This is a genomic window from Bradyrhizobium sp. WYCCWR 13022, from assembly GCF_030435535.1.
In the GTDB taxonomy this organism is placed as follows: domain Bacteria; phylum Pseudomonadota; class Alphaproteobacteria; order Rhizobiales; family Xanthobacteraceae; genus Bradyrhizobium.
In genome coordinates, this window is sequence record NZ_JAUIZJ010000016.1 from 104,284 (window position 1) to 129,428 (window position 25,145).

Annotated in this window: 26 protein-coding genes; 17 read left to right on the top strand and 9 right to left on the bottom strand. The window is 64.3% G+C overall.

What is annotated here, in order from left to right; all coding sequences use genetic code 11:
- Nucleotides 1-106 precede the first annotated feature (106 nt).
- Together QY049_RS23315 and QY049_RS23320 are read right to left on the bottom strand one after the other, a co-directional pair.
- Nucleotides 107-367 (bottom strand): hypothetical protein, encoded by a 261-nt coding sequence (locus tag QY049_RS23315; protein WP_258764535.1) that lies wholly within the window; start codon nucleotides 365-367, stop codon nucleotides 107-109.
- Nucleotides 368-374: 7 nt separating this feature from the next.
- Entirely contained in the window at nucleotides 375-659 is a 285-nt protein-coding gene (locus QY049_RS23320) for a hypothetical protein (RefSeq protein WP_258764534.1), read from the bottom strand.
- A gap of 165 nt (nucleotides 660-824) precedes the next feature.
- Here QY049_RS23320 and QY049_RS23325 point away from each other — a divergent pair, with 165 nt between their 5' ends.
- The 6 genes from QY049_RS23325 (at nucleotide 825) to QY049_RS23350 (ending at nucleotide 5,139) form a co-directional block, all read left to right on the top strand.
- Complete coding sequence (locus tag QY049_RS23325) at nucleotides 825-1,223, top strand: metallopeptidase family protein (RefSeq protein WP_194478913.1); 399 nt, start codon at nucleotides 825-827, stop codon at nucleotides 1,221-1,223.
- 152 nt (nucleotides 1,224-1,375) lie between these two features.
- On the top strand, nucleotides 1,376-1,981 hold the full coding sequence (leuD, locus tag QY049_RS23330; RefSeq protein ID WP_194478912.1) for a 3-isopropylmalate dehydratase small subunit: 606 nt from the start codon (nucleotides 1,376-1,378) through the stop codon (nucleotides 1,979-1,981).
- 9 nt (nucleotides 1,982-1,990) lie between these two features.
- Entirely contained in the window at nucleotides 1,991-2,845 is an 855-nt protein-coding gene (locus tag QY049_RS23335; RefSeq protein ID WP_258764533.1) for a DUF1825 family protein, read from the top strand.
- Between the two features lie 5 nt (nucleotides 2,846-2,850).
- Entirely contained in the window at nucleotides 2,851-3,636 is a 786-nt protein-coding gene (locus tag QY049_RS23340; protein WP_258764532.1) for a capsular polysaccharide synthesis protein, read from the top strand.
- 150 nt (nucleotides 3,637-3,786) lie between these two features.
- Nucleotides 3,787-4,206 carry a DUF6455 family protein gene (locus tag QY049_RS23345; protein WP_194478910.1) on the top strand — a complete coding sequence of 140 codons (420 nt, stop codon included), beginning with the start codon at nucleotides 3,787-3,789 and terminating at the stop codon, nucleotides 4,204-4,206.
- 78 nt (nucleotides 4,207-4,284) lie between these two features.
- Nucleotides 4,285-5,139 (top strand): LssY C-terminal domain-containing protein, encoded by an 855-nt coding sequence (locus tag QY049_RS23350; protein ID WP_301269977.1) that lies wholly within the window; start codon nucleotides 4,285-4,287, stop codon nucleotides 5,137-5,139.
- Here QY049_RS23350 and QY049_RS23355 read toward each other — a convergent pair.
- Entirely contained in the window at nucleotides 5,136-6,017 is an 882-nt protein-coding gene (locus tag QY049_RS23355) for a CoA ester lyase (protein WP_258764531.1), read from the bottom strand. The genes QY049_RS23350 and QY049_RS23355 overlap by 4 nt on opposite strands.
- Nucleotides 6,018-6,128: 111 nt before the next feature.
- Here QY049_RS23355 and QY049_RS23360 point away from each other — a divergent pair, with 111 nt between their 5' ends.
- The gene (locus tag QY049_RS23360; protein ID WP_194478908.1) at nucleotides 6,129-6,773 is read left to right on the top strand and encodes a carbonic anhydrase; all 645 of its coding nucleotides are present in this window, start codon (nucleotides 6,129-6,131) and stop codon (nucleotides 6,771-6,773) included.
- Nucleotides 6,774-6,938: 165 nt separating this feature from the next.
- Here the strand turns inward: QY049_RS23360 and QY049_RS23365 are convergent, their stop codons facing one another.
- Nucleotides 6,939-7,973 carry an aspartate-semialdehyde dehydrogenase gene (locus tag QY049_RS23365; protein WP_194478907.1) on the bottom strand — a complete coding sequence of 345 codons (1,035 nt, stop codon included), beginning with the start codon at nucleotides 7,971-7,973 and terminating at the stop codon, nucleotides 6,939-6,941.
- A 116-nt stretch (nucleotides 7,974-8,089) separates the two neighbouring features.
- On the opposite strand from QY049_RS23365, the gene QY049_RS23370 reads away from it, so the two are divergent.
- Both QY049_RS23370 and QY049_RS23375 read left to right on the top strand, forming a co-directional pair.
- Nucleotides 8,090-8,878: a hypothetical protein gene (locus QY049_RS23370; RefSeq protein ID WP_258764530.1), complete on the top strand. Its 789-nt coding sequence runs from the start codon at nucleotides 8,090-8,092 to the stop codon at nucleotides 8,876-8,878.
- Nucleotides 8,879-9,034: 156 nt separating this feature from the next.
- Nucleotides 9,035-9,421 carry a hypothetical protein gene (locus tag QY049_RS23375; RefSeq protein ID WP_194478905.1) on the top strand — a complete coding sequence of 129 codons (387 nt, stop codon included), beginning with the start codon at nucleotides 9,035-9,037 and terminating at the stop codon, nucleotides 9,419-9,421.
- 113 nt (nucleotides 9,422-9,534) lie between these two features.
- Here QY049_RS23375 and leuB read toward each other — a convergent pair whose 3' ends face one another.
- On the bottom strand, nucleotides 9,535-10,647 hold the full coding sequence (gene leuB, locus QY049_RS23380; RefSeq protein ID WP_258764529.1) for a 3-isopropylmalate dehydrogenase: 1,113 nt from the start codon (nucleotides 10,645-10,647) through the stop codon (nucleotides 9,535-9,537).
- A 132-nt stretch (nucleotides 10,648-10,779) separates the two neighbouring features.
- Here leuB and QY049_RS23385 point away from each other — a divergent pair, with 132 nt between their 5' ends.
- On the top strand, nucleotides 10,780-11,976 hold the full coding sequence (locus QY049_RS23385; protein ID WP_258764528.1) for an MFS transporter: 1,197 nt from the start codon (nucleotides 10,780-10,782) through the stop codon (nucleotides 11,974-11,976).
- Here the strand turns inward: QY049_RS23385 and QY049_RS23390 are convergent.
- From QY049_RS23390 to QY049_RS23405, 4 genes are all read right to left on the bottom strand, one after another.
- Nucleotides 11,963-12,745 carry a molybdopterin-binding protein gene (locus tag QY049_RS23390; protein WP_194478902.1) on the bottom strand — a complete coding sequence of 261 codons (783 nt, stop codon included), beginning with the start codon at nucleotides 12,743-12,745 and terminating at the stop codon, nucleotides 11,963-11,965. The two genes, QY049_RS23385 and QY049_RS23390, sit on opposite strands and share 14 nt — an antisense overlap.
- Nucleotides 12,746-12,757: 12 nt before the next feature.
- A complete protein-coding gene (locus QY049_RS23395) occupies nucleotides 12,758-13,387 on the bottom strand; it encodes a cytochrome b/b6 domain-containing protein (protein WP_258764527.1) in 630 nt (209 codons plus the stop codon).
- A gap of 185 nt (nucleotides 13,388-13,572) precedes the next feature.
- Nucleotides 13,573-14,127 carry a fasciclin domain-containing protein gene (locus QY049_RS23400; protein WP_194478900.1) on the bottom strand — a complete coding sequence of 185 codons (555 nt, stop codon included), beginning with the start codon at nucleotides 14,125-14,127 and terminating at the stop codon, nucleotides 13,573-13,575.
- 281 nt (nucleotides 14,128-14,408) lie between these two features.
- Nucleotides 14,409-15,170 (bottom strand): SDR family oxidoreductase, encoded by a 762-nt coding sequence (locus QY049_RS23405; protein ID WP_258764526.1) that lies wholly within the window; start codon nucleotides 15,168-15,170, stop codon nucleotides 14,409-14,411.
- A gap of 95 nt (nucleotides 15,171-15,265) precedes the next feature.
- Here QY049_RS23405 and QY049_RS23410 point away from each other — a divergent pair, with 95 nt between their 5' ends.
- From QY049_RS23410 to QY049_RS23440, 7 genes are all read left to right on the top strand, one after another.
- Nucleotides 15,266-16,795, top strand: a complete 1,530-nt coding sequence (locus QY049_RS23410; protein ID WP_258764525.1) for a malonyl-CoA synthase — start codon at nucleotides 15,266-15,268, stop codon at nucleotides 16,793-16,795.
- A 560-nt stretch (nucleotides 16,796-17,355) separates the two neighbouring features.
- Entirely contained in the window at nucleotides 17,356-17,757 is a 402-nt protein-coding gene (gene sdhC, locus QY049_RS23415; RefSeq protein WP_194465440.1) for a succinate dehydrogenase, cytochrome b556 subunit, read from the top strand.
- On the top strand, nucleotides 17,754-18,158 hold the full coding sequence (gene sdhD, locus QY049_RS23420; RefSeq protein WP_258764524.1) for a succinate dehydrogenase, hydrophobic membrane anchor protein: 405 nt from the start codon (nucleotides 17,754-17,756) through the stop codon (nucleotides 18,156-18,158). The genes sdhC and sdhD overlap by 4 nt, the downstream gene beginning before the upstream one ends.
- A 3-nt stretch (nucleotides 18,159-18,161) precedes the next feature.
- Nucleotides 18,162-19,997 carry a succinate dehydrogenase flavoprotein subunit gene (gene sdhA / locus QY049_RS23425; protein WP_194478896.1) on the top strand — a complete coding sequence of 612 codons (1,836 nt, stop codon included), beginning with the start codon at nucleotides 18,162-18,164 and terminating at the stop codon, nucleotides 19,995-19,997.
- A 24-nt stretch (nucleotides 19,998-20,021) separates the two neighbouring features.
- A complete protein-coding gene (locus tag QY049_RS23430; RefSeq protein WP_194478895.1) occupies nucleotides 20,022-20,804 on the top strand; it encodes a succinate dehydrogenase iron-sulfur subunit in 783 nt (260 codons plus the stop codon).
- 177 nt (nucleotides 20,805-20,981) lie between these two features.
- Nucleotides 20,982-23,120: a hybrid sensor histidine kinase/response regulator gene (locus QY049_RS23435; RefSeq protein WP_258764523.1), complete on the top strand. Its 2,139-nt coding sequence runs from the start codon at nucleotides 20,982-20,984 to the stop codon at nucleotides 23,118-23,120.
- Nucleotides 23,121-23,174: 54 nt separating this feature from the next.
- Nucleotides 23,175-25,133 (top strand): ABC transporter ATP-binding protein/permease, encoded by a 1,959-nt coding sequence (locus QY049_RS23440; RefSeq protein WP_258764522.1) that lies wholly within the window; start codon nucleotides 23,175-23,177, stop codon nucleotides 25,131-25,133.
- Nucleotides 25,134-25,145 lie beyond the last annotated feature (12 nt).

The following is a 25,145-nucleotide window of genomic DNA, read 5'->3' on the forward strand; positions in this document are numbered from 1 at the left end:
TTGCGGCGCAGCGGTCTCGCGCCATCGCTGTCCAATTGCAGTCGCTCCCGAGATTAAACTTAAGGACAGGGACGTGAACGCGCCATGAACGAGCGAGTTGCTCGCGTCACCAGAACGGCCCGTAGCCGATGACGAACGGCGCGGGCACACCGTAGGGATAGGGACGGTAGTAAACGGGCCGCGCGTAATAATGCGGATCAGGGCGCGGCGTGTATCGCGTGATGTCGTATCGCGCATGCCGTCGCCCATCGAACAATGCGCGCCCGGCGGATGCGTCCGGCAGCTTCGTCAGCCTCTGCGCGGCGGAAGCCTGAGACAGGCTCGCAGCAAGCCCGACGGCAACGGCCAGTGCGATCCATCTCGCCATGACGATCTCAGCCGCGGCGCCAGTAACAGCTCATATGCGGCGTGATCACGGTGCCGCTGGGCCTGTGTTCCTGCACATAGGCGACGCTGCATTCGCGGACCGCATCGGGGCCCGGATTGTAGCGTGGATAAACGCCGTCTGGAGTGTAGTAGGGCGTGACGCGCAGGCGCGTCTGGGGCCGCCTGCGCGGCGGCGGGATGTCGTCGGGTGAGGCGGCCTGGGCCACACGGACTTCCGTGCCAACCGTCTGCGCTTGGGCACCACTCTCGCCAAACTGCGAAAACAACCCCATGCACAGTAGAACCAGTCCCGCTGTTCCTGCCCGCATTTCACACCACCCAGCTCAGCCAACCCCTTGAGGCGCCGTACGCTCCTCGTTTTCGCGCGCGACGTCAACTCTTCGCCCGGTCCCATAAAGCCGGATGCATCGCCGCGGAACCCGCGGTAAGAGAGGCGGATGTGGACGGACCTGAAAGCGCCCTCGCTGGCCGAGATGGAAATGACGGCGCACGACATTTTCGAGCGCCTGCCGGCGGAGTTTCGAAAGCTCTGCGAAGGCCTGATCATCCGCGTCGACGACTTCCCGACCGAGGAGGTGCTCGACGAGATGGAATGCGAAAGCGAGTTCGACCTGCTCGGCCTGTTCCAGGGCATCGGCCTGCCCCAGCAGAGCTTTGGCGACGTGGCGCGGCTGCCCAACATGGTCTGGCTCTACCGCCGGCCGATCCTGGACTACTGGGCCGAGCACGACGAAAGCCTCGGCCATATCGTACGCCACGTCCTGATCCACGAGATCGGCCACCATTTCGGCCTGTCGGACGACGATATGGCCGCGATCGAGGCTCAGGCAGGGTAGGACGGTCCCGGTTCACATCTCCCAAGGGAGAGGTGCAATCCCGACGTCGCACCAGACCCGCCCAGCAGACGAGATCTGCCCAATTGGGCCTAGGATTCGGCGTGCGATCGCGATAAATACGCGGTCCCTAACCACTCTCGGGAAGCGCAACCATGGACAAGTTCACCACGCTGGAAGGCGTCGCGGCGCCGCTGAAGATCATCAATGTCGACACCGACATGATCATTCCGAAGCAGTACCTCAAGACCATCAAGCGGACCGGGCTTGGCAAGGGGCTCTTTTCCGAGCAGCGCTACAAGGACGACGGCAGCGAGAACCCGGATTTCGTCCTCAACCAGCCCGCCTATCGCAACACGAAGGTGCTGGTGGCCGGCGACAATTTCGGCTGCGGCTCGAGCCGCGAGCACGCGCCCTGGGCGCTGCTCGACTTCGGCATCCGCTGCGTGATCTCGACCTCGTTCGGTGACATCTTCTACAACAACTGCTTCAAGAACGGCATTCTGCCGATCCGCGTCTCCCAGGAAGACCTCGACAAGCTGTTCGACGACGCCGAGCGCGGCGCCAACGCGACGCTGACGATCGACCTGCCGAACCAGGAGATCCGCGGCCCCGACGGCGGCAAGGTCAAGTTCGAGATCGACCCGTTCCGCAAGCACTGCCTGATCAACGGTCTCGACGACATCGGCCTCACGATGGAGAAGAAGACCTCGATCGACACCTATGAAGAGAAGCTCAAGCACGAACGCGCCTGGGCCTGATATTCCGCGATGGCTTATAACTATCGCGAAAACCAAACATATTTGCAGATCGTGAGTGCCGCGGAGAGGATTCTCCGCGCGCTCAGCGCAAGCCAAGGGAAAGCCCTTTCGGCGAAGGATCTAATTGCTCGGATCAGGACTGAAAACCATTCGTTGACGATCGGTGACCCCACGATCCTCAGCTATCTTAGTTACGCCGCCAATCACGACATCCTGACGAAGATAGATACGGGCGGACCGAGAGGCGGTTACTGGTTCAACGAAGAGTTCGAGGCTCCGGCTCAAGAGGAGGCATCGGTTGTTGTACCGACGCCGAGGGAGGCACACCTTTACGAGTTGGTTCGGTACTGGCTTCAAGCAAAGAAGGACCTTCCAGCGAAGGATATCTCTCAGCTCAAAGCCGGCGGGATATGGGGCAATCCGGACATTGTCGGAATTTCTTCAACCGATCGGCTCGGATTCTTTGACGTAGAAATCGTCTCCGCCGAAGTAAAGCTGTCCGAGAAAGACTGGCGGAGATTTATATTCGAAGCCGTCTCACACAAGCGATTTGCAAATCGGGTCTACTACATTTTCCGGACAAGACTTGAGACCGTTAAACTTCCGGACGAAATGGATCGCTACGCCGAGCAATACAGAATTGGTATCGTCCTCGTTCCACTTACTGACGACGAGCTCGCCAAGTTGGGCAGTAGCGAGGAAAAGGCCAACTTGGCCAACTATGTTGACCGCATAGTTGAAAGAGTGCCGGCGGTTTATGATTTCGTGCCGCCTCGCTATCAGATTGAATTTTTGGAACGCATTGGTCTTAAGCAGAAGGAAGACATCATCCGCTTCGGGTTAGCCGATCAAGCCAATTTCTGACGCCCATGCTGCCCGAGATCGTCACCTTCTGGCATGGCCCGATGGACGCGTTGCGCCAGACCTGTCTGCGCTCGCAGCTCGCGGCCGGCCACAAGGTCACGGTCTACAGCTTCGATACCATCCCCGGCCTGCCCGCAGGCGTCGACAACGCCGATGCCGAAGCGATCCTGCCGCACACTTTCTCCGAACGATTGCGGCCGCCGCAGCCGGACGGAAGCTGGCGCGACTGGACCACGCTCCAGTTCAGCGACTTCTTCCGCATGAAGCTGATGGCGAAGAATCTCGGCCTCTGGCTCGATGCCGACGTGCTGCTGCTCAAACCCGTCGAGATCGATCCGGCAAAGCCTTACTTCGCCTGGGAGCGGCCTCGCCAGCTCGGCAACTCCGTGATCTACCTGCCGCCCGAGCACGGCATCGTCACGGCGTTCGAAGAGCTGATGGAGCAGGAGGAACTGACACCGAACTGGCTGTCGGTTCGTCACCGCATCACCTTCATGATGCGCCGCCTGCGCGGCGGCTCCAACCGGCTCTCCGATATTCGCGTCGCGATCTATGGGCCCGCCGCGCTGACCGCACTGGCGCGCCGCACCGGCGAATTGAAGAATGCGCTGCCGAAACAATCGTTCTACGCCGTGCACGCCGAGCCGAAACTGTTCTTCGATCCCTCCAGCTATCTCGGCCTCGTCACCAACCCCGAGATCATCGGCCTGCACGTCTCGCCCAAGGGCCGCGGCGGCGAGAAGCCGATTCACGGCAGCCTCTATGCCTGGGCGACGGAGCGGTTTGCGTAGTCTCCGCGGAGGTGGTGCGCCCCCTCTCCCGCAGCGGGAGAGGTGCAGCGGAGAGGCAGCGCCCCCCTTCCCAATTTGATCCAGCGCAACGCGCTCCTGCATCATTGTGCCTAGTCTTGCTGCCATCGCACGACCCTAGGGAGCTTCGCCATGAGCACCGCAAGCAGGCCTTATCCGATCGTCCAGGACCTCATCGAGTCCTTTGCCGGCTGGCTGAAGCATCGCCGCGAGCTGAACGAATTGCGGCAGCTCGATCGCTCGGATTTCGACCGGATCGCCAACGATCTCAGGATCGCGCCTGACGACCTCGAGGAGCTGGTCCGTCACGGCCACCACTCCGCCGACGAGCTGCCGAAGATGCTGAAGCAGCTCGGCATCAACGAGGAGCGGCTCGGTCAGGTGCAGCCGCTCCTGCTGCGGGACATGGAGCGGGTCTGCTCGCTCTGCGAGCACAAGGCGCAATGCGACCGTGACCTCGCCGACGGCACCGCTGCGGAGAACTATCACGGTTATTGCGGCAACGCCGCGACGCTGGAATCGCTCGATCGCACTGAGGTCGCGCCGCGTTGAGACGGCGCGAGAGACCCTCGTGAGAGCCGTTCTCGCTCATCCACTCGATGGCGCTGTGACCAGGCATGCGGGATGGGTATGGTATCGAGCATCTGGCTCGAACCATCGCGCATGACCAATATCGCCAAGAGCGGAACGAGGAAGCGGCGGTGGCGTTACCGCCTGGCAGTTGTCCTGCTCACCTATTTGGCTCTCGCTTACTTTCTTGCGCCCCTGCTGTGGATCCACCACGAGCGCGAGGCTGGGCTCGCATCGTTGCCGATGGTCACCAGGACGTCGGACGACATCCCCGCTGATCCCCTGAACGTTGGACTTGTCGGCAGTGGCGAGGACGTCGTCCGCGCCATGAACGCGGCCGGATGGTTTGCGGCCGACGCCGTGACACTGCGCTCGAGCATCGAGATCGTCGGGAGCGTGGTGCTGGATCGGCCCTATCGCAATGCTCCCGCCAGCCCGCTCTATTACCTGGGCAAGAAGGAGCAATACGCTTTCGAGAAGCCTGCAGGAAACAGCGCGGATCGGCGCAATCACGTCCGGTTCTGGAAGGCCCTCGAGAAGGGCGATGACGGCCGTCCAGTCTGGCTCGGCGCAGCGACTTTCGACCGGGGTGTCGGGCTAAGCCACGACACCGGACAGGTGACCCATCACATCGATGCCAACATCGATGCCGAACGAGATCTCCTGATGACCGACCTGCACGAGGCACGTGTTGTCAGCAATTTCTTTCAGATCTCGGGCATCGGCCCGACGATGTTCGGCCGAAACGGTGGCGGCGATCCCTACTATACCGACGGCGAGAGACACATTGCCGTCCTGGTGCCGGGAGCGGCAAACGGACCTGCCGATCCGCCCACCATTCCACCGCCCGCTCTCATCGCCTTGAAGGATGCCATATGGCACGGCATCGCCCCCAAAGCCGACAGCAGGCCTTAGCCCTTGCTCATCGCCGCGATCGCATCCGCGATCTCGATCGTGCGCCGCGCCATGTCGGCATGCAGGCGCTCCACCATCGCACCATCCAGCCGGATCGCGCCGCGCGAGACGTTTTCCGGCAACTCGAACGCGGCGATGATTTTTCGCGCGCGTGCGACTTCCTCTTCGGGCGGGGTGAAGATCGCGTTGCAGGCCTCGATCTGCGAGGGGTGGATCAGGGTCTTGCCGTCGAAGCCGAGGTCGCGCGCTTGCGCGCATTCGGTGGCGAAGCCGTCGGGGTTGGCGATGTCGCTGTAGGGGCCGTCGAGGATCTCGAGGCCGGCGGCGCGCGTCGCCAGGATGCAATGGGTGATCATCGGGATCATCGCGGCGCGGCCGGGCAGCATCTTGATGCGCGTCTCGCGCGAGATGTCGTTCGGGCCGAACACGAAGCCTGCGAGGCGGCTCGATGGGTCGCGTCCAGCCTCGGCCAGCTCCTCGGCATGGAGCACCGCGCGCGCGGTCTCGATCATCGCCCAGACCTTCACTGAAGGCGCGGCACCGAGTCCGGCGAGGTCGCGGCCAATGGTCTGGAGATCCTCGATGCTTGAAACTTTTGGAACCAGGATGCCGTCGGGCGAGGCCTTGGCGGCCATCGCGACGTCATCGGCCCACCATTGCGTGTCGAGGCCGTTGGTCCGGATCAGGATCTCGCGCTTGCCGAACCCTTTTGCAGCGATCGCGGCGGCGATGCCGTCGCGTGCGACCGCCTTGGCATCAGGGGCCACGGAATCTTCCAGATCGAGAATGAGGCCGTCGGCGGCGAGATTCCGCGCCTTTTCAAGGGCGCGAGGGTTGGAGCCGGGCATGAACAGATGGCTGCGGCGCGGGCGGGTCATGCTGACATTCCTTCCGGTTTCCCTCGGGCTCTTCTAGCCGGAGGCGATAGCATCTGGCCTGCCTATTCGAAAGGCTTGTTCACGCTACCGGTATATGATTAGGCATAGGCCATGATCACATTCCCGAAGTCCTTGCTGGACGGCTACAACGCCTTCGCCACCAACCGGTTGCCGGCCGAGCAGCACCGCTATCGCGAGCTGTCGGTAAAGGGGCAGTTCCCGGAAGTGATGGTGATCGGCTGCTGCGACAGCCGCGTCGCGCCCGAGGCCATCTTCGATGTCGGTCCGGGCGAATTGTTCGTGGTCCGCAACATCGCCAATCTGGTACCGACCTATCAGCCCGACGCCAACGCGCACGGCGTCTCGGCCGCGCTGGAATATGCCGTGACGGTGCTGAAGGTGAAGCACATCGTCATCCTCGGTCACGCGCAATGCGGCGGCATCCGCGCCTTCATCGACAAGATCGAGCCGCTCACGCCCGGCGACTTCATCGGCAAATGGATGCAGATGTTCATCAAGCCCGGCGAGGTGGTCGAGCAGCGCGACCACGAGAGCATGGCGCAATTCGTCGAACGCATCGAGAAGGCCGCGGTGTTCCGCAGCCTGGAAAACCTGATGACGTTCCCGTTCGTGCGCAAGGCCGTCGAGAGCGGCCAGATGCAGCTGCACGGCGCCTATTTCGGCGTCGCGGAGGGAACGCTGTTCGTGCTGGACAAGGCGAGCAAGGAATTCAAGAGCGCGCGGAGCGTGGTGTAGGGCGCCGTTCTCGAAGGTTCGTAGGGTGGGTTAGCCTTGCAATTGCGCGAAGCGCAATTCGCTGGGCGTAACCCACCACTTCTGTCACCGCGGAAACGAAAGAGCTGGGTTACGCCGTGCGGACTGCGCTTCGCGCAGCCGCGGGCTAACCCACCTACAAACTTCCTACGCCGCCTGCTTCTTCGCGCTGATCAGCTTGCGGTTGATCAGCACTTCCGCGATCTGGATCGCGTTGAGCGCCGCGCCCTTGCGGAGGTTGTCCGACACGCACCACAGCACGAGGCCGTTCTCCACCGTCGCGTCCTCGCGGATGCGGCTGATATAGGTCGCGTCCTCGCCGGCCGCTTCATACGGCGTGGCGTAGCCGCCGGGCTCCTGCTTGTCGATGACGAGGCAGCCGGGCGCCGTGCGCAGGATGTTGCGCGCTTCGTCGGCGGTGATCGGATTCTCGAACTCGATGTTGACGGCCTCGGAATGGCCGACGAAGACGGGCACACGCACGCAGGTCGCGGTGAGCTTGATCTTGGGATCAAGGATCTTCTTGGTCTCCGCCATCATCTTCCACTCTTCCTTGGTGAAGCCGTCTTCCATGAAGACGTCGATGTGGGGGATGACGTTGAAGGCGATGCGCTTGGGGAATTTGTTCGCGACCAGCTCGCTGTTGGTGTAGACGGCCTTGGTCTGCGAGAACAGTTCGTCCATCGCGTCCTTGCCGGCACCCGACACCGATTGATAGGTCGAGACCACGACGCGCTTGATGGTCGCCTTGTCGTGCAGCGGCTTCAGCGCGACCACGAGCTGCGCGGTCGAGCAGTTCGGGTTGGCGATGATGTTCTTCTTCTTGAAGCCTTCGGTCGCAGCCGCGTTCACCTCGGGCACGATCAGCGGCACGTCCGGATCCATGCGCCAGGCGGACGAATTGTCGATCACGACCGCGCCGGCGGCGCCGATCTTCGGCGACCACTCCTTCGACACCGAGCCGCCGGCCGACATCAGGCAGATGTCCACGTCGGAGAAATCGTAATGCTCGAGCGCTTTGACCTTGAGGGTACGGTCGCCATAGGAAACCTCGACGCCGACGCTGCGGCGTGACGCCAGGGCCACGACCTCGTCCGCGGGGAATTTGCGCTCATCCAGGATGTTGAGCATTTCCCGTCCGACATTGCCGGTCGCGCCGACGACTGCGACTTTGTAACCCATCGTTCACTCTCCGATGAAAAAGCCCGTTCCTGAAGCTGACGCTTAAACAGGAAGAGCAGCGCTTCTATGCGAGAACCGGCCTCAAGACAACGTTGGACCATGCCTGAAGGCCGTGGATGCAGTCGCCTGAGGCCAGCACGGCCGTTAGCCCCACCCAGATCCATCTGGCGCTCGCCAACTTTGCCGACGAGGTGGTCGGCACGCTGGCGCACCTGTTCGCCTATGTGGGGGCGCTGGCCCTGTTTGCCATCCTGGCCCTGGCCGGTCTCGGCCAGTTGCCCGATTTGCGCGACGATGGGTCCGCCGACAAGCCGGGTTGGGCCGTTGCCGACCGGTCACATCCGGCCTTTGCTCTCAGCCGGATTGATTCATCAGAAAAAACAGCCTCTTACACCATCCTCCGGCACCCCGAGGGCGGCCGGCGCGATGTGATGCGCTGGGCCGGCGATGCCGACAAGCCTGTGGCCGAGCTCGAGATCTACCGCGAAGGCAGCGAGTTCGACGTAACCCGGCCCGCAACATCAGGCCTCGCCATCCAGATGGGCCTGGGTGCGGCCACCGCGCTGGAGCAGGCCGGCCTGATCGACACCAAATTCGGACCCGTCGCCCTGTTCCGGCCATCGGGTACGGCTGACGGGACGCCCTCCTGCCTCGGCTACCTCAAGCGTAACGAGGAGCCGGCGCTGCAGATCTCCGGCTTCTCCTGTCAGGGCGAGACCATGCCGGCCCGGCGTGCGGCGATCGCCTGCACGCTGAATCGGCTGACGCTGCTGACCGCGGGCAACGAGCCGAAGCTGGCGGAGATGTTCGCACATGCGGAGCTGAAGCGCCGCTCCTGCGAGCCCGGCGGCTCGGCGGACTGGCTGCTGGGCGCCGCCAATGCGCAATTGCGCGGGACGCTTTGATCCTCATCAAGCTCAAGTCGCTGGTATCCATGCAACTTTTGCCGGCGCGCCCGATTATTCCGTCCTGGTGTGACTGAATTGACCTAGTTGTGGTCCCCCCGGCCGGGCTAGTATGGGGTGAAATCGACTGGCGGCTTGCCGCCTGAAGGGGACGTGATGAGCTTGAATTTCTCTGCGGCGAACAAACTGGCGACGTTGCTTGCGGCGAGCGCCGTGGTTGCGATGGCCTTCGCTGCGCCGGCGTCGGCCGACACCAGGACCAAGCCGCGCTATGACGAGCGCGGCCGGCACTATTACGGTCCGAGCGGCCCCAATGCCGTCTACCAGCAGGGCCGCACCCGTATCTACGTGAGCAAGCGCTCCTGGCTCGACGGCGGCACCGAGGTCAATCCAGGCGACCGCAAGTTCACCGACTACGCCTTCCCGCCGGCCGTGGGCTATCCATCCTTCGCCCGCGAAAACCTCAACCGCCCGATCGACCGCCAGCCGCTGGCGACCCCGGCCGATGTCGGCGGCTATCCGCAGAATTTCCCGCTGTACTGAGCGGCGAAGCGACCGAATCAAAAGGCCGGGCTGATGCCCGGCCTTTTTGTTTTGCGAGATACCGTAGGGTGGACTAGCGCAGCGTAACCCACCCTACGAGAGTTGTGCCCGCGTTACGCGTGCAGCTTCTGCAGTTCCTTCAGGATCGCTTCGCCCATCTGCGTGGTCGAGGCGGCGGTCGTGCCTTCCGACTTGATGTCGGCGGTGCGCAGGCCGCTGGCGAGGACCGCTGCGATCGCGGCGTCGACCTTGTCGGCGAGATCGCCCATGTCGAAGGAATAACGCAGCGCCATGCCGAACGACGAGATCATCGCGATCGGATTGGCGAGACCTTTGCCGGCGATGTCAGGGGCAGAGCCGTGCACGGGCTCGTACAGCGCCTTGCGCTTCTTGCTCTTGACATCGACCTCGCCGAGCGAGGCGGAGGGCAGCATGCCGAGCGAGCCGGTGAGCATCGCGGCGATGTCGGACAGCATGTCGCCGAACAGATTGTCCGTGACGATGACGTCGAACTGCTTCGGCCACTTCACCAGCATCATGCCGCCGGAGTCAGCGAGCTGGTGCTCGAGCGTGACTTCGGGATATTCGCGCTTGTGGAGCGCCGTCATGACCTCGTTCCAGAGCACGCCCGACTTCATGACGTTGCGCTTTTCCATCGACGTCACCTTGTTCTTGCGCTTCCTGGCAAGCTCGAAGGCGACGCGGCCGATGCGCTCGATCTCATAGGTGTCGTAGACCTGGGTATCGATGGCGCGTTTCTGGCCGTTGCCGAGATCGGTGATGGTCTTGGGCTCGCCGAAATAGACGCCGCCGGTGAGCTCGCGCACGATGACGATGTCGAGGCCCTCGACCGCCTCGCGCTTCAGGCTGGAGGCATCCGCCAGCGCCGGATAGCAGACGGCCGGACGCAAATTGGCAAACAAAGCGAGATCCTTGCGCAGGCGCAGCAGGCCGGCTTCGGGGCGCACCTCGTAGGGAACGGCATCCCACTTCGGGCCGCCCACTGCGCCGAAGATGATGGCGTCGGCGGCCAGCGCCTTGGCCATGTCGCCCTCGGAGATCGACACCTTGTGGGCGTCATAGGCGGAGCCGCCGACGAGGCCGGTATCGGTCTCGAATTTGGCGATCCCGGCCGAATTGAGCCAATCGATCAGCCGCTTCACCTCGCCCATCACCTCGGGGCCGATACCGTCGCCGGGGAGCAGCAGCAGTTTGTGGGTCGCCATATCAGTTTCCTCTGAGATCGAAATTCGGCCGGAGTGCTAGAGCGGCGTTGTGCGCTTGGCAAGACACCATTGCAGCGCCGCGGCTGTGCAAGGCGGGCAGGGCCTGCCACACTGTACGGGCCGGAGTACCCGTTGCTCGCCCCAGATCGCCCACCCGTCGCACATCCCGCGCGGCTGATCCTGACCCTGTCGCTGGCCGCCACCGTCGGGCTCGGCATCGGCCGCTTTGCCTACGCGCTGGTGCTGCCCGACATGCGGGAGGACCTCGGCTGGTCCTACTCGGCGGCGGGTTTCATGAACACCATCAACGCGGTCGGCTACCTCGTGGGCGCGCTGATGGCGTCCCGGCTGATCCAGCGCGTCGGCTGGTCGGCCGCAATCCGCGGCGGAACCGTGGCCTGCGTCGCCGCGCTCGCCACCTGCGCGCTGACGGGGAATTTCATCGCGCTGAGCCTGGCGCGTCTCGTGCTCGGCCTGGGCGCGGCAGCCGGCTTCGTCGCCGGCGGCGCACTGGCTGCGACCATCGCGCAGTCGCGCCCCGAGCGGGCCAATTTCCTGCTGAGTTTGTTTTACGCCGGGCCCGGCATCGGCATTCTCGCCTCGGGCCTGATCGCACCGTTCACGCTGCAGCATTTCGGCCCGGGCTCGTGGTGGATCGTGTGGTGGGCGATGACGCTGCTTTCAGCGGCGATGACCGTGCCGCTGTTCCTGGTCCGGATCGAGAGCGGGGCGCGCTTTTCGGAGGGCAGCCACGCCGCCTTCGCGATTTTGCCCGTGCTGATCTATCTCGCCGCCTACTTCCTGTTCGGCGCCGGCTACATCGCCTACATGACCTTCATGATCGCCTATGTGCGCGACGGCGGCGGCGGGGCCGCGGCGCAGGCGGCATTCTGGGGCCTGATCGGCATGAGTGCGTTCGTGACGCCCTGGGCCTGGCGCCGCGTGCTCGCGCTCGACCGCGGCGGCCTCGCCACCGCGATCATCCTCGGCACCAACGCGCTGGGGGCCGCCCTGCCGATCCTCGGGCATTCGCCCGCCTGGCTCGGTATCTCGGCCGTGGTGTTCGGCGTCGCCTTTTTCGCCGTGGTCGGTTCGACCACCGCCTTCGTCCGCTTCAACTACCCGCCCGAGATGTGGCCGACCGCGATCGCGGCCATGACGATCTCGTTCGGTATCGGCCAGACCCTCGGCCCGATCGTCGTCGGCGCCATCACCGACGCGCTGGGAAGCCTGAGTTATGCGCTGAATGTCTCGGCGGCGCTGCTGGCGCTGGGGGCGGTGCTGGCGCTGCTGCAACGGAAGGTGGGGCCGGCAGCTAGCTCCCGCTGAACGAATTGTATCCCTGGTCTTCCCAATAGCCGCCCTTGTAGTCGTTGGTGACTTCCATCGAGACCACGTATTTCGGGTTCTTGAAGCCGAGCTTGGTCGGCACGCGGATCTTCATCGGGAAGCCGTAGGCGCGCGGCAGGGTCTCGTTGGCGAATTTGAACGTCATCTGCGTCTGCGGATGCAGCGCGGTACGCATGTCCAGCGGCGAATTGTAGCCGTCCTTGTCCGCGCACTGGAACCAGACATATTTCGCACGCGTGTCGGCGCCAACAAGTTTCAGGAAATCGCGCAACGGCGTGCCGGTCCAGCTGCCGATCGCGCTCCAGCCCTCGACGCAGATGTGGCGGGTGATTTGCGTGAACTGCGGCAGCTTGGTGAGCTCCTGAAGCGTCCACGACTTCTTGTTGTCGACGAGACCACGCACCTCGAGCTTCCATGCGTCGCCGTCGACGTCAGGCGCGTCGTCGAGATCGTAGTAGGCGTTGAACGGGAACGGCTTCGTAATCGCGCTCTCGGGGAAGGTCGGCGCCAGCGCATCGGGATTGAAGATGAAATCCTGCACGGCGTCGTTGAACTTCGAGATCCTCGTCAGCAGGGCATCGGCCGAAGACGAGTCGACCACGTCGCAGCCGGTGAGCAGGGTCAGCGCACCGAGACTGGCGCCGCCCGCAATGAAGCGGCGGCGGGTGACATCAGGCATCACCTTGAGGGAGTCCTTGATCAGCAGCCGCTTGTCGACGCCGGGGATCAGGAACGAACGCTTGGCCATTGTGGTTCTCCCTCAGCGACCGATGATCATCGCGCGCAGGCTCTTCGGCACCAGCAGCGCGAGCAGGACGTGAATGACGAGGAAGGCGCAGATTGCCGCCATGCAGAAGAAATGGACGTAGCGCGCGGTCGGATAGTCGCCGAACAGTGTCACCAGCCAATGCAGTTGCACCGGCTTCCAGATCGACAGGCCCGACAGCACGATCAGCACGCCGACCACGATGATGCCGGCATAGAGCATGCGCTGCACGTAATTGTAGACGGTGAGATCGTCATGGCTGAGCTTGAAGGTCAGGGCAGCCTTGACGTCGTGGATCACGCCCGCCGGGGTGATCGGCAGCAACTTTTTCCGGAAGCGACCCGACGCAAACCCGGTGACGAGATAGGCGAGGCCGTTGATCATCAACAGCCACATCGCCGCAAAATGCCAGAGCAGGCCGCCGCCGAGCCAGCCGCCGAGCGTGTAGTCGCGCGGGAAGCTGAAGCCGAACAGCGGCGAGGCGTTGTAGATCTGCCAGCCGGACAGGATCATCAGGACCATGGCGACCGCGTTGGTCCAGTGCATGACCCGAACCCAGGCCGGCTGGATCACCTTGGCCTTGGTGGCGCTGATCTGCTCGTCGGTCACGATAAGGCTCGACATGATGGTTCCGTCCTGAACGTCGTGTGTCGGTAATTATACGCCGGTCTGGCCGCCTTCGTTACGCCCGGTTTCCGATGAGATCGATGCCGCCGGGCTATCGCAGTCACAAAAAAGCGAGCCGGGGAGACCCCCGGCCCGCTGGTCGCGCCTCCGGCAGGAGGAGATACAGCGAAGGCGCTCCCGGATCAGCTAGCCGGCATCAAGACGGTGTCGACGACATGGATCACGCCGTTCGACTGATTGACGTTCGGAATCGTGACGGTGGAGGTGCCACCCTTGGCATCGACGATCATCACGGAGCTGCCCGACTTCTTGACGGTCAGTTCCTCGCCCTCGACGGTCTTGAGCTTCTTGCCGTCGGTGAGGTCGGAGGCCTCGAGCTTGCCGGGCACGACATGGTAGGTGAGGATCTTGGTCAGGGTTGCCTTGTTCTCGGGCTTGACCAGGGTGTCGACGGTGCCGGCCGGCAACTTGCCGAAGGCGGCATTGGTCGGCGCGAACACCGTGAACGGACCCTTGCCTTCCAGCGTCGGAACCAGGCCGGCCGCCTTCACCGCAGCCACCAGCGTGGTGTGGTCCTTCGAATTGACGGCGTTCTGGACGATGTTCTTCGAGGGAAACATCGCGGCGCCGCCGACCATGACGGTCTTTTCCTCGGCGCGGGCGGGCGCGATGACGGTCGCGGTGATGGCCAGGGCGCTGAAGGCAGCAGCGGTGAGATAGGCAATGCGCTTCGACATGGAGAAACTCCCGATTTCGATGATGACCGGCGATCACCGGCGTTGGCGTTGGGGCAACAACGGCATCTGCGACAGTTTGACGTGAAGCAGCAGCGCGTCGTTGGCCGAACTACGGGAGGGTTTGCGAAGCGGTTTCGAGGAATAATTTATTGTGATGCGTGAAACTATGGGCGGGGGAGTTCGTGTGGGGTGCAAGAGCGCCACAACATCCGCTGTCGTCCCGGACAAGCGCAGCGCAGATCCGGGACGACGAGGCGAGTTTGCCGCGCGGTCTTCGCGCCTCAATCCCTGCTCAACGGCGTCTGGATGAAGCCGCGATTGTGCGTCGGGCTGATCAGGAGTTCGTTGATGCAGACGCGCGGCGGCATGCTGGCGATGAACGCGATGGTGCGGCCGAGATCTTCGGATTGCAGCATCTTGGCCTGCTCCTGCTCGCTCGGCACCACCGGGCGCAGCTTCAGGATCGGCGTTGCCACCTCACCCGGCATCAGGCAGCAGGCACGCAGGCCGTTGACGCATTCGTCCATGTTGAAGGAATGGGTCAGCGCCAGCACCGCATGCTTGGTCGTGGTGTAGGCCGGGCCCGGCATCTTCGAGACGTGGCGGCCGGCCCAGGACGAGACGTTGATGATCGAACCGTCCTGCTGCTTGCGCATCGTCGGCAGCACCGCACGCATGCAATAGAGCACACCGTTCAGATTGACCTGGACGAGCTTGTCCCAGCCCTCCAGTTCCATGTCCTTCCAGCTGCGCCTGGGGACGTTGATGCCGGCATTGTTCACCAGCAGGTCGATGCGGCCGTGCTTCGCAACGATCTGATCGGCCGCCGTCTGGGCCGCGGTCGCATTGGACACGTCCAGCGCCAGCGCCTCGGCGGCCCCGCCGTCCTTGGCGATCTTGGCAACAACGGTGTCCAGGGCGTCTTTACGGCGACCGGAAACCACCACCGTCCAGCCATCGGCAGCAAGCGCCTCGGCGCCAGCCTCCCCGATTCCGCTGCCGCCGCCCGTAACCCAGGCCACGCGTTTCCCGTTTTTTGCCATGCCAACTGTCTCCGTTGCTTCATTGGGGCGGTTTTTGCTAATCCAGCCCTCGGTTTTGACCGGCCTTGTCAGTCCTGCGGTCGAGGAAATCTTGCATGAACCACGCAGCCAACGCCAACCTGTTTTCCCGCCTGTTCGATGGCCTCGACGATCCCAAACGCCTCGCGATCGAGACGCAGGACGGCGCCCATATCAGCTATGGCGATCTGATCGCACGGGCCGGGCAGATGGCGAATGTGCTGGTCGCGCGCGGCGTGAAGCCGGGCGACCGCGTCGCGGTGCAGGTCGAGAAGTCCGTCGCCAATATCGTGCTCTATCTCGGCACGGTCAGGGCCGGCGCGGTCTATCTGCCGCTCAACACTGCCTATACGCTCAACGAGCTCGATTACTTCATCGGCGACGCCGAGCCGGCGCTGGTGGTCTGCGATCCCTCCAAGGCCGAGGGCCTCGCCCCGATCGCCGCCAAGGTGAACGCCAAGGTCGAGACGCTCGGGCCTGACGGCAAGGGCTCGCTGACCGAGGCCGCCGACAAGGCGAATAGCGAATTTACGACCGTCTCGCGCGCCAACGACGATCTCGCCGCGATTCTCTACACGTCGGGCACCACCGGCCGCTCCAAGGGCGCGATGCTCAGCCACGACAATCTCGCGTCGAACTCGCTCTCGCTCGTCGATTACTGGCGCTTCACCGACAAGGACGTGCTGATCCACGCGCTGCCGATCTACCACACCCATGGCCTGTTCGTGGCGACCAACGTGACGCTGTTTTCGCGCGCATCGATGATCTTCCTGCCGAAGCTCGATCCGGATCGGATCATCAAGCTGATGGCGCGGGCGACGGTGCTGATGGGCGTGCCGACGTTCTACACGCGCCTCCTGCAAAATCCCGCGCTGTCGCGCGAGACCACCAGGCACATGCGGCTGTTCATCTCGGGCTCGGCGCCGCTGCTGGCCGAAACCCACCGCGAATGGTCGGCGCGCACCGGCCACGCCGTCCTCGAACGTTACGGCATGACCGAGACCAACATGAACACGTCGAACCCCTACGAGGGCGAGCGCGTGCCCGGCGCCGTCGGCTTTCCGCTGCCCGGCGTCTCCTTGCGCGTCACCGAGCCCGAGACCGGCAAGGAGCTGCCGCGCGACGAGATCGGCATGATCGAGGTCAAGGGCCCGAACGTGTTCAAGGGCTATTGGCGCATGCCCGAGAAGACCAAGTCGGAATTTCGACCCGACGGCTTCTTCATCACCGGCGACCTCGGCAAGATCGATGACAAGGGCTACGTCCACATTCTCGGCCGCGGCAAGGATCTCGTCATCTCCGGCGGCTTCAACGTCTACCCCAAGGAGATCGAGACCGAGATCGACGCCATGCCTGGTGTGATCGAATCCGCCGTGATCGGCGTGCCCCACGCCGATTTCGGCGAGGGCGTCACGGCCGTGCTGGTCTGCAACAAGGGCGCCGATGTCACCGAGGCCGCCGTGCTCAAGGCGCTCGACGGAAGGCTCGCCAAATTCAAGATGCCCAAGCGCGTCTTCGTCGTCGACGAGCTGCCGCGGAATACGATGGGCAAGGTGCAGAAGAACGTTCTGCGGGATACCTACAAGGATATTTACGCGAAGAAGTGAGGGGCGGGCGCTCCGATCAAGCGCTGCGAACCTGCGATCACCCGGACTGTCCCCTCAGTTGCAATCTCCTTCCGATTCGGTCGATCGGAATGAGATGCTTTTTGAAGCTGTAGGCGATCCGATTTGCGCGGTCGGCACGCCGGGCCTTTGGGCTGAGGTGGAATGCAGGGTGCGCATGTCCGCCGCATGACGGAAAATCGATGCACAGGACGGAAATCTCAGATCGTCGGTCCGCCGTCCGCATGGCGCCTGATGTCATGAACTGACTGGTTCGAACCGGAGCCTCCGCCTGGCGGCCTGGAGCCGTTCCAATAGTGATTTCAATGCACCTCGCCCGCTCGACCAAAGAGTGAATTAATGTTCTATTCTTTATCGGTCGACCATCATGCTGGTATACCAAGCCCCTGATTGGCCTTGGTTCATCAAGGGTCTAGAGCTGAACGACGGTTCGATTTATGGCGATTTGGTGATTGCGCAGGTGAAATCGACTCCGTAAATAGAGCCGACCTTTCGCGATCCCCGCGCGCCCCATGCTGGGCCGCAACACACATCAAAAGCCCATGACCGCACGGATCGAACGACCGCTTTCACCACACATGCAAGTCTACCGCTGGACGTTGACGATGGCGCTGTCCATCGTCCATCGCGCCACCGGTATCGCGCTTTACGTCGGGACCCTGCTGCTGGCCTGGTGGCTGATCGCGGCGGCGTCAAACTCCGCCGGGGCCTATGCCAACGTGCAGGCCTTCACCGGCAGCATCATCGGCCGGCTGATCGTGTTCGGCTACACTTGGGCGCTGATGCACCATATGCTGAGCGGCATCCGGCACTTCGTCTGGGACCTCGGCTTCGGCTTCAAGGCCAATGAGCGCGAGGCGCTGACCTGGGCCGCCCTGATCGGCGGCATCGTGCTGACGATCCTGATCTGGATCATCGCCTACGCGATCGGAGGCGTCCGATGAGCGCCGGCGAAACGCCCAGGCGCAGCATGCGCACCCCGCTCGGCCGCGTCCGCAATCTCGGCGCCGCGCATTCCGGCACCTCCGACTTCTGGCGTCAGCGCCTCACCGCCGTCGCCATGACGCTGCTGATGATCCCGGTGATCGTCGTCGTCATGATGCTGCTCGGCAGCAACCAGGCCGGCGCCAAGGTGATCCTCGGCTCGCTGCCGATCGCGGTGATCATGCTGCTCTTCATCATCGCCAGCGCCTGGCACATGAAGATCGGCATGCAGGTCGTGATCGAGGACTACGTCCACAACGAGAAGCTGAAGCTCGTCTCGATCATGCTCAACAACTTCTTCTCGATCGCCGTCGCGCTCGCCTCGACCTACGCGATCCTCAAGATCTCATCCGGAGTGTAACCCATGGCCGCTGAGACGAATGGCAAGGGCAACAGCGCTCCCGCCACCAACGGCAAAGCCTATCCGATCGAAGACCACACCTATGACGTCGTCGTGGTCGGCGCCGGCGGCGCGGGCTTGCGCGCCGTGGTCGGTTGCAGCGAGGCCGGCCTGAAGACGGCCTGCATCACCAAGGTGTTTCCGACCCGCTCGCACACGGTCGCGGCACAGGGCGGCATCTCCGCCTCGCTCGGCAACATGCACAAGGACGACTGGCGCTGGCACATGTACGACACCGTGAAGGGGTCGGACTGGCTCGGCGACCAGGACGCGATCGAATACATGGTGCGCAACGCGCCCGACGCGGTCTACGAGCTCGAGCATTGGGGCGTTCCGTTCTCCCGCACCGAGGACGGCAAGATCTACCAGCGCCCGTTCGGCGGCATGACCATGGACTACGGCAAGGGCCAGGCACAGCGCACCTGCGCCGCCGCCGACCGCACCGGTCACGCCATGCTGCACACGATGTACGGCCAGTCGCTGCGCCACGCGGCCGAGTTCTTCATCGAGTTCTTCGCCATCGACCTGATCATGGACGACCAGGGCACCTGCCGCGGCGTCATTGCGCTCAAGCTCGACGACGGCACCCTGCACCGCTTCCGTGCCCAGACCGTGATCCTCGCGACCGGCGGCTACGGCCGCGCGTATGCCTCCTGCACCTCAGCGCACACCTGCACCGGTGACGGCGGCGGCATGGTGCTGCGCGCCGGCCTGCCGATGCAGGACATGGAGTTCGTGCAGTTCCACCCGACCGGCATCTACGGTTCGGGCTGTCTCGTCACAGAGGGCGCGCGCGGCGAAGGCGGCTATCTCGTCAACGCCGAAGGCGAGCGCTTCATGGAGCGCTATGCGCCGTCCGCGAAGGATCTCGCCTCGCGCGACGTCGTCTCGCGCGCGATGACCATCGAGATCCGCGAAGGACGCGGCGTCGGCAAGAAGAAGGACCACATCTTCCTTCACCTCGACCATCTCGATCCCGCAGTGCTCGCCGAGCGCCTGCCGGGCATCTCCGAATCCGCAAAGATCTTCGCCAATGTCGACGTGACGCGCGAGCCGATCCCGATCGTGCCGACCGTGCATTACAACATGGGCGGCATCCCGACGAACTATCACGGCGAAGTTCTGACCAAGAAGGACGGCGACGACAACGCCATCATCCCCGGCCTGATGGCGATCGGCGAAGCCGCCTGCGTCTCCGTGCACGGCGCCAACCGCCTCGGCTCCAACTCGCTGATCGACCTCGTCGTGTTCGGCCGCGCCGCGGCGCTCCGTCTCGCCGAGAAGCTGACGCCGAACGCCAAGCAGCCCGAGCTGCCGGCGAATTCGTCGGACCTCGCGCTCGGCCGCCTCGACCACTATCGCTACGCCTCGGGCGGCACGCCGACCGCGAAGCTGCGCGAAGGCATGCAGCACGTGATGCAGAACAACTGCGCCGTGTTCCGCACCGGCGAGGTGCTGAGCGAAGGCCAGAACCTGATCGAGAAGGTCCACAGCGGCATCACCGACATCGCCGTGTCCGACCGTTCGCTGGTGTGGAATTCGGACCTCGTCGAGACGCTCGAGTTCGACAATTTGATCTCGCAGGCGGTGGTGACGATGAACTCCGCCGCCAACCGCACCGAGAGCCGGGGCGCGCATGCGCGCGAGGACTTCTCGGAGCGCGACGACAAGAACTGGATGAAGCACACGCTGGCCTGGCTGGACTCGTCCGGCAAGGTCAGGATCGAGTACCGCCCGGTTCACGACTACACCATGACCAACGACGTGCAGTACATTCCGCCGAAAGCGCGCGTGTACTGAGCGAACAGCGAAAGCCTCATCGAAATGGTTGAATTCGCACTTCCGAAGAACTCGAAAATCACCGGCGGCAAGACCTGGCCGAAGCCCACGGGCGCGACCGAGACGCGCGAGTTTCGCGTCTACCGCTGGAATCCCGACGACGGCAAGAATCCGAGCGTCGACACCTACTACGTCGACGTCAACGACTGCGGTCCGATGGTGCTGGACGGCCTGATCTGGATCAAGAACCACATCGACCCGTCGTTGACCTTCCGCCGCTCCTGCCGCGAAGGCGTCTGCGGCTCCTGCGCCATGAACATCGACGGCCAGAACACGCTGGCCTGCACCCGCTCGATGCACGACGTGAAGGACGGCGCGGTGAAGATCAACCCGCTGCCGCACCAGCCGGTCGTGAAGGACCTGGTCCCCGACCTGACCAATTTCTACGCGCAGTACGCCTCGGTCGAGCCGTGGCTGAAGACGACCTCGCCGACGCCGCAGAAGGAATGGCGCCAGACCCACGAGGACCGCGAGAAGCTCGACGGCCTCTACGAGTGCATCCTGTGCGCCTGCTGCTCGACCTCGTGCCCGAGCTATTGGTGGAACAGCGACCGCTATCTCGGCCCCGCCGCGCTGCTCCAGGCCAACCGCTGGGTGTCTGATTCGCGCGACGAGGCCACCGGCGAGCGGCTCGACAATCTCGAGGATCCGTTCCGGCTCTACCGCTGCCACACCATCATGAACTGCGCCAAGGCCTGCCCGAAGGGCCTGAACCCGGCCGAGGCCATCGCCGAGCTCAAGCTCAAGATGGTCGAGCGCCAGATCTAGGGTCTTTTCCACGCGACGGCCCCGGCCCGAGCGGCCGGGGAGCGCGGTTCGGAGTCAAGTCGACCCGTCCCGCGAGGCGGGCGAGCCGGTGCATTGCAACCTCCGGTTCCGTCACAAGCCGCTTCCTTCCCGGCGTCAAATTCAAGTAAGCTCTCCGGTCGGGGGACCGGAGCGACCGTGCAGGGCGCACAACGCAATTCGCTGAGACTGTTGCAGTGGATGATGGTTGCATCCCTGGCGCTGCCGGTTGCGCTGTTCGCCATTGCTTCCACGATTTCCTACAATTCGACGCTTCAGACCGCCGACCGCGAGATCGAGCGGACGCTCGATGTCGCGCATGAGCACGCGCTCAAGGTGTTCGAGACCATCGACCGGAGCCTGGCCGAGCTCAACGAGGTCGTGCGCGACCTGCCAGACGACGCCATCCGGTCACGGGAAGGCGCGCTGCACAAGCGCCTGAAGCAGCTCACCGACGCACTGCCGCAGCTGAAATCGGCCTGGATTTTCGATGCGAGCGGAAAGTCGCTGGTAAACAGCCTGGCCTCGCCGCCGCCGGAGCTGAGCTTTGCCGACCGCGATTATTTCTATGCCCATGTCGACCAGAGCATCGGCACCTTCATCGGCGCCTCGCTGACGCCGCGCCCGCCCTATCAGGGCGCGCGGTTCTTCAGCATGAGCCGCCGCCGCGAATCCGAGGACGGCAGCTTCACCGGCGTGATCCAGGCGTCGGTCCTGCCGGAATATTTCGAGAACTTCTACGCCAGGATCGGCACTGAACCCGGCAGCTTCTTCGCGATGGGACGCGCCGACGGCACGTTGCTGGCACATTTCCCGCGGCTCGATCGCGACGTCCGGCTCGATCCGAACGGCCCGGTCGGCCGGGCCATCGCAGCCCATCCCAATCATTGGCTGATGACCATCGCCTGGCCAACGGACGGGATCGAACGGCGCATCGGCTACCGGCGCGTCGCCGAATATCCGATCTATGTGAGCGCCGGCCTGGAGACCTCGGCGATCCGCGCGCGCTGGCTCGCCACCATGAGCCAGCACCTGGTGTTCGGCGTGCCCGCCACCGCGCTGCTGTTCGTCCTTCTGGCCTTCGCCTTCCGGCGCACCCAGCATCTCCAGCTCGAAGCGGCAAGGCGGCGCGAGGCCGAGGAGGCGCTCAAGCATAGTCAACGGCTGGAGGCGCTGGGCCAGCTCACCGGCGGCGTCGCGCATGATTTCAACAACCTCCTGACCGTGATCCGCGCCTCCGTCGACCTCCTGAACCGCCCGCAACTGAGCGAGGAGCGGCGGCAGCGCTACATCACGGCGATCGCGGAAGCGGTCGCACGCGCGGCCAAGCTGACCTCGCAGCTGCTCGCCTTTGCGCGGCGCCAGACCTTGAAGCCCGAAGTGTTCGACGTCGGCGATCGCATGCAGTCGCTGCGCGACATGCTCGCCACGCTGCTTGGACCTGCGATTGAGATCGTCATGCAGCTGCCGGGCGAGCCCTGCCTCGTCAACGCCGATGCCGGGCAGTTCGAGACCACGATGATCAACATGGCGACCAACGCGCGCGACGCCATGCAGGGCAAGGGCCGGATCGTCTTGACGGTGCACCCGGCGACCACCGTTCCTGATACGCTCGCGCATCTCTCGGACGGCCATGGCTTCGTCTGCGTCGCCGTCAGCGACACCGGTATCGGCATTCCCGCCGCCCAGTTGGGCCGCATCTTCGAGCCGTTCTTCACCACCAAGCAGGTCGGTCAGGGCACCGGCCTCGGCCTGTCGCAGGTGTTCGGCTTCGCCCGGCAATCCGGCGGCGAGGTGACCGTGATCAGCGAGGTCGGTCAGGGCAGCACCTTCTCGCTCTACCTGCCGCGCGTGCCGGCAGCTCTCCTGCCCCGAAGCCAGGCGCCGACCACCGCCCCTGCCGTCGCCGGCAGCGGTATGTCGGTGCTGGTCGTCGAGGACAATATCGAGCTCGGCAATTTCGCCGCCGACGGGCTGACCGAGCTCGGCTACAGCGTCACGCTCGTCGACAACGCCACCGACGCGCTCGCCGAACTGGTCGGCGATTCCGATCGGTTCGACGTCGTGTTCTCCGACGTCGTGATGCCCGGGATGACCGGGCTCGATCTGGCGCAGGCGATCCGCGAGCGCGGCATCGGCGTACCTGTCGTTCTGACCACGGGCTACAGCCACGCTTTGTCCCAGGACGGCGTCACCGGCTTCGAGCTCGTGCAAAAGCCCTATTCGATCGAGGAGCTGTCGCGTGTCCTGCACAAGGCCGCGCGGCTGAAACGGGTCCGCGACGGCGCCGCCGAGTGAGGACGCCGGCGGAACCCGAGGGGAACCGGCCGATTTGTCTCGCGTTACCCGGCCATGGAAAAACCAGCCGAAAAGCGCGAAGGGGCCAGGAAGCCGCCCATCGTCGACATCAAGGGCGAGGACGGCGAGGACGTTGCCGCGCCGCCGCCCGAAGTGCTCGAACCCGATCCCGAGCTGACGCCTGAAGAGGTCGAGCGGGCGCGCAAGGATTATCTGCTGACGCGATTCTGGATCAGCGCGCGCGGCTTCTGGAGCCGCAAGGGCGACCGTCTCGCCTGGCCGTTCTCGATCGGCCTCGTCGTGCTGATCGTCCTCACCGTCGGCTTCCAATACGGCATCAATGTCTGGAATCGCGCGATCTTCGACGCCATCGAGAAGCGCGACGCAACCACCGTCTTCCATCTCACGGCCGTGTTCTTCCCGCTCGCGATCGGCAGCATCGTGCTCGGTGTCGCGCAGGTGTTTGCGCGGATGAGCATCCAGCGGCGCTGGCGCGCCTGGCTCACCAACAGCGTGCTGACGCGCTGGCTCGCCAACGGGCGCTACTACCAGCTCAACCTCGTCGGAGGCGATCACAAGAATCCGGAATACCGGATCGCCGAGGATCTGCGCGTCGCAACGGATTCGCCGGTCGACTTTCTCGCCGGCGTCACCTCGGCGCTGCTGTCGGCCGCGACCTTCATCGTGGTGCTCTGGACCATCGGCGGCGCGCTCACCGTGACGCTGGGCGGATCGACGATCACCATTCCCGGCTTTCTCGTGATTGCCGCAATGCTCTACGCGGCGATCGCCTCCGGCTCGATCCTGGTGATCGGCCGTCAATTCGTGCAGGTCTCCGAGGACAAGAACCAGGCGGAAGCCGAATTCCGCTACACGCTGACCCGCGTGCGCGAGAATGGCGAGAGCATTGCGCTGCTCGGCGGCGAGGACGAAGAACGCGGCGGCATCGACCGCAATTTTACCAGTGTCCTCGGACAATGGGCGCGGCTCGCCGGCCAGCACATGCGCACGACGCTGGTGTCGCAGGGCTCGAGCCTCGTTGCTCCCGTCGTGCCGCTGCTGCTCTGCGCGCCAAAATTCCTCGACGGCAGCATGAGCCTCGGACAGGTAATGCAGGCGGCGTCCGCCTTCACCATCGTGCAGAGCGCGTTCGGCTGGCTGGTCGACAACTATCCGCGGCTCGCGGACTGGAACGCCTGTGCCCGCCGCATCGCGTCGCTGATGATGTCGCTGGACGGCCTCGAACGCGCCGAGCAGGGCGACGGCCTCGGCCGCATCAAGCGCGGCGAGACCAGCAACCAGACGATGCTGGAGCTGAACGACCTCTCCGTCACGCTCGACGACGGCACCGCGGTGGTCGGGGAGACCGAAGTGGCGATCGAGCCGGGCGAGCGGCTGCTGGTCGCCGGCGAATCCGGCACCGGCAAGAGCACGCTGGTGCGCGCGATCGCGGGCCTCTGGCCATGGGGCGGCGGCAACGTCAATTTCCATCCCGACCGCCGGCTGTTCATGCTGCCGCAACGACCCTATGTGCCCTCGGGCTCGCTGCGGCGTGCCGTGGCCTATCCCGGCGCAGCCGAGAACTGGAGCGAGGCGGAGATCGGCGAGGCCCTGGACAAGGTCGGCCTCGATCACCTCAAAGCGAAGATCGAGGAGGAGGGGCCGTGGGACCAGACGCTCTCCGGCGGCGAGAAGCAGCGCCTCGCCTTCGCGCGGCTTCTGCTGCACAACCCCGATATCGTCGTGCTGGACGAAGCGACCTCGGCTCTCGACGAGAAGAGCCAGGACAAGATGATGCAGATGGTCACCGACGAGCTGCCGAAGGCGACCATCGTCAGCGTCGCACATCGTGTCGAGCTGGAAGCCTTCCATAGCCGCAAGATCGTGCTGGAGCGCCACAAGGGCGGCGCCAAGCTCGTCAGCGACATCGACCTGATCCCGCGCAAGGGCAAGCGCAAGCTGCTCGGCCGCTTCCTGCGCCAGCGCAAGCCGGCGGCGAAAAAGGCGGCGTGAGGCACTCTCGTC

What these genes read in the sequence shown, in the direction of transcription:
- QY049_RS23315 (WP_258764535.1), bottom strand. Translation starts at nt 367, where the DNA reads ATGGCGAGATGGATCGCACTGGCCGTTGCCGTCGGGCTTGCTGCGAGC.
- QY049_RS23320 (WP_258764534.1), bottom strand. Translation starts at nt 659, where the DNA reads ATGGGGTTGTTTTCGCAGTTTGGCGAGAGTGGTGCCCAAGCGCAGACG.
- QY049_RS23325 (WP_194478913.1), top strand. Translation starts at nt 825, where the DNA reads ATGTGGACGGACCTGAAAGCGCCCTCGCTGGCCGAGATGGAAATGACG.
- leuD (WP_194478912.1), top strand. Translation starts at nt 1,376, where the DNA reads ATGGACAAGTTCACCACGCTGGAAGGCGTCGCGGCGCCGCTGAAGATC.
- QY049_RS23335 (WP_258764533.1), top strand. Translation starts at nt 1,991, where the DNA reads ATGGCTTATAACTATCGCGAAAACCAAACATATTTGCAGATCGTGAGT.
- QY049_RS23340 (WP_258764532.1), top strand. Translation starts at nt 2,851, where the DNA reads ATGCTGCCCGAGATCGTCACCTTCTGGCATGGCCCGATGGACGCGTTG.
- QY049_RS23345 (WP_194478910.1), top strand. Translation starts at nt 3,787, where the DNA reads ATGAGCACCGCAAGCAGGCCTTATCCGATCGTCCAGGACCTCATCGAG.
- QY049_RS23350 (WP_301269977.1), top strand. Translation starts at nt 4,285, where the DNA reads ATGGTATCGAGCATCTGGCTCGAACCATCGCGCATGACCAATATCGCC.
- QY049_RS23355 (WP_258764531.1), bottom strand. Translation starts at nt 6,017, where the DNA reads ATGACCCGCCCGCGCCGCAGCCATCTGTTCATGCCCGGCTCCAACCCT.
- QY049_RS23360 (WP_194478908.1), top strand. Translation starts at nt 6,129, where the DNA reads ATGATCACATTCCCGAAGTCCTTGCTGGACGGCTACAACGCCTTCGCC.
- QY049_RS23365 (WP_194478907.1), bottom strand. Translation starts at nt 7,973, where the DNA reads ATGGGTTACAAAGTCGCAGTCGTCGGCGCGACCGGCAATGTCGGACGG.
- QY049_RS23370 (WP_258764530.1), top strand. Translation starts at nt 8,090, where the DNA reads ATGCAGTCGCCTGAGGCCAGCACGGCCGTTAGCCCCACCCAGATCCAT.
- QY049_RS23375 (WP_194478905.1), top strand. Translation starts at nt 9,035, where the DNA reads ATGAGCTTGAATTTCTCTGCGGCGAACAAACTGGCGACGTTGCTTGCG.
- leuB (WP_258764529.1), bottom strand. Translation starts at nt 10,647, where the DNA reads ATGGCGACCCACAAACTGCTGCTGCTCCCCGGCGACGGTATCGGCCCC.
- QY049_RS23390 (WP_194478902.1), bottom strand. Translation starts at nt 12,745, where the DNA reads ATGGCCAAGCGTTCGTTCCTGATCCCCGGCGTCGACAAGCGGCTGCTG.
- QY049_RS23395 (WP_258764527.1), bottom strand. Translation starts at nt 13,387, where the DNA reads ATGTCGAGCCTTATCGTGACCGACGAGCAGATCAGCGCCACCAAGGCC.
- QY049_RS23400 (WP_194478900.1), bottom strand. Translation starts at nt 14,127, where the DNA reads ATGTCGAAGCGCATTGCCTATCTCACCGCTGCTGCCTTCAGCGCCCTG.
- QY049_RS23405 (WP_258764526.1), bottom strand. Translation starts at nt 15,170, where the DNA reads ATGGCAAAAAACGGGAAACGCGTGGCCTGGGTTACGGGCGGCGGCAGC.
- QY049_RS23410 (WP_258764525.1), top strand. Translation starts at nt 15,266, where the DNA reads ATGAACCACGCAGCCAACGCCAACCTGTTTTCCCGCCTGTTCGATGGC.
- sdhC (WP_194465440.1), top strand. Translation starts at nt 17,356, where the DNA reads ATGACCGCACGGATCGAACGACCGCTTTCACCACACATGCAAGTCTAC.
- sdhD (WP_258764524.1), top strand. Translation starts at nt 17,754, where the DNA reads ATGAGCGCCGGCGAAACGCCCAGGCGCAGCATGCGCACCCCGCTCGGC.
- sdhA (WP_194478896.1), top strand. Translation starts at nt 18,162, where the DNA reads ATGGCCGCTGAGACGAATGGCAAGGGCAACAGCGCTCCCGCCACCAAC.
- QY049_RS23430 (WP_194478895.1), top strand. Translation starts at nt 20,022, where the DNA reads ATGGTTGAATTCGCACTTCCGAAGAACTCGAAAATCACCGGCGGCAAG.
- QY049_RS23440 (WP_258764522.1), top strand. Translation starts at nt 23,175, where the DNA reads ATGGAAAAACCAGCCGAAAAGCGCGAAGGGGCCAGGAAGCCGCCCATC.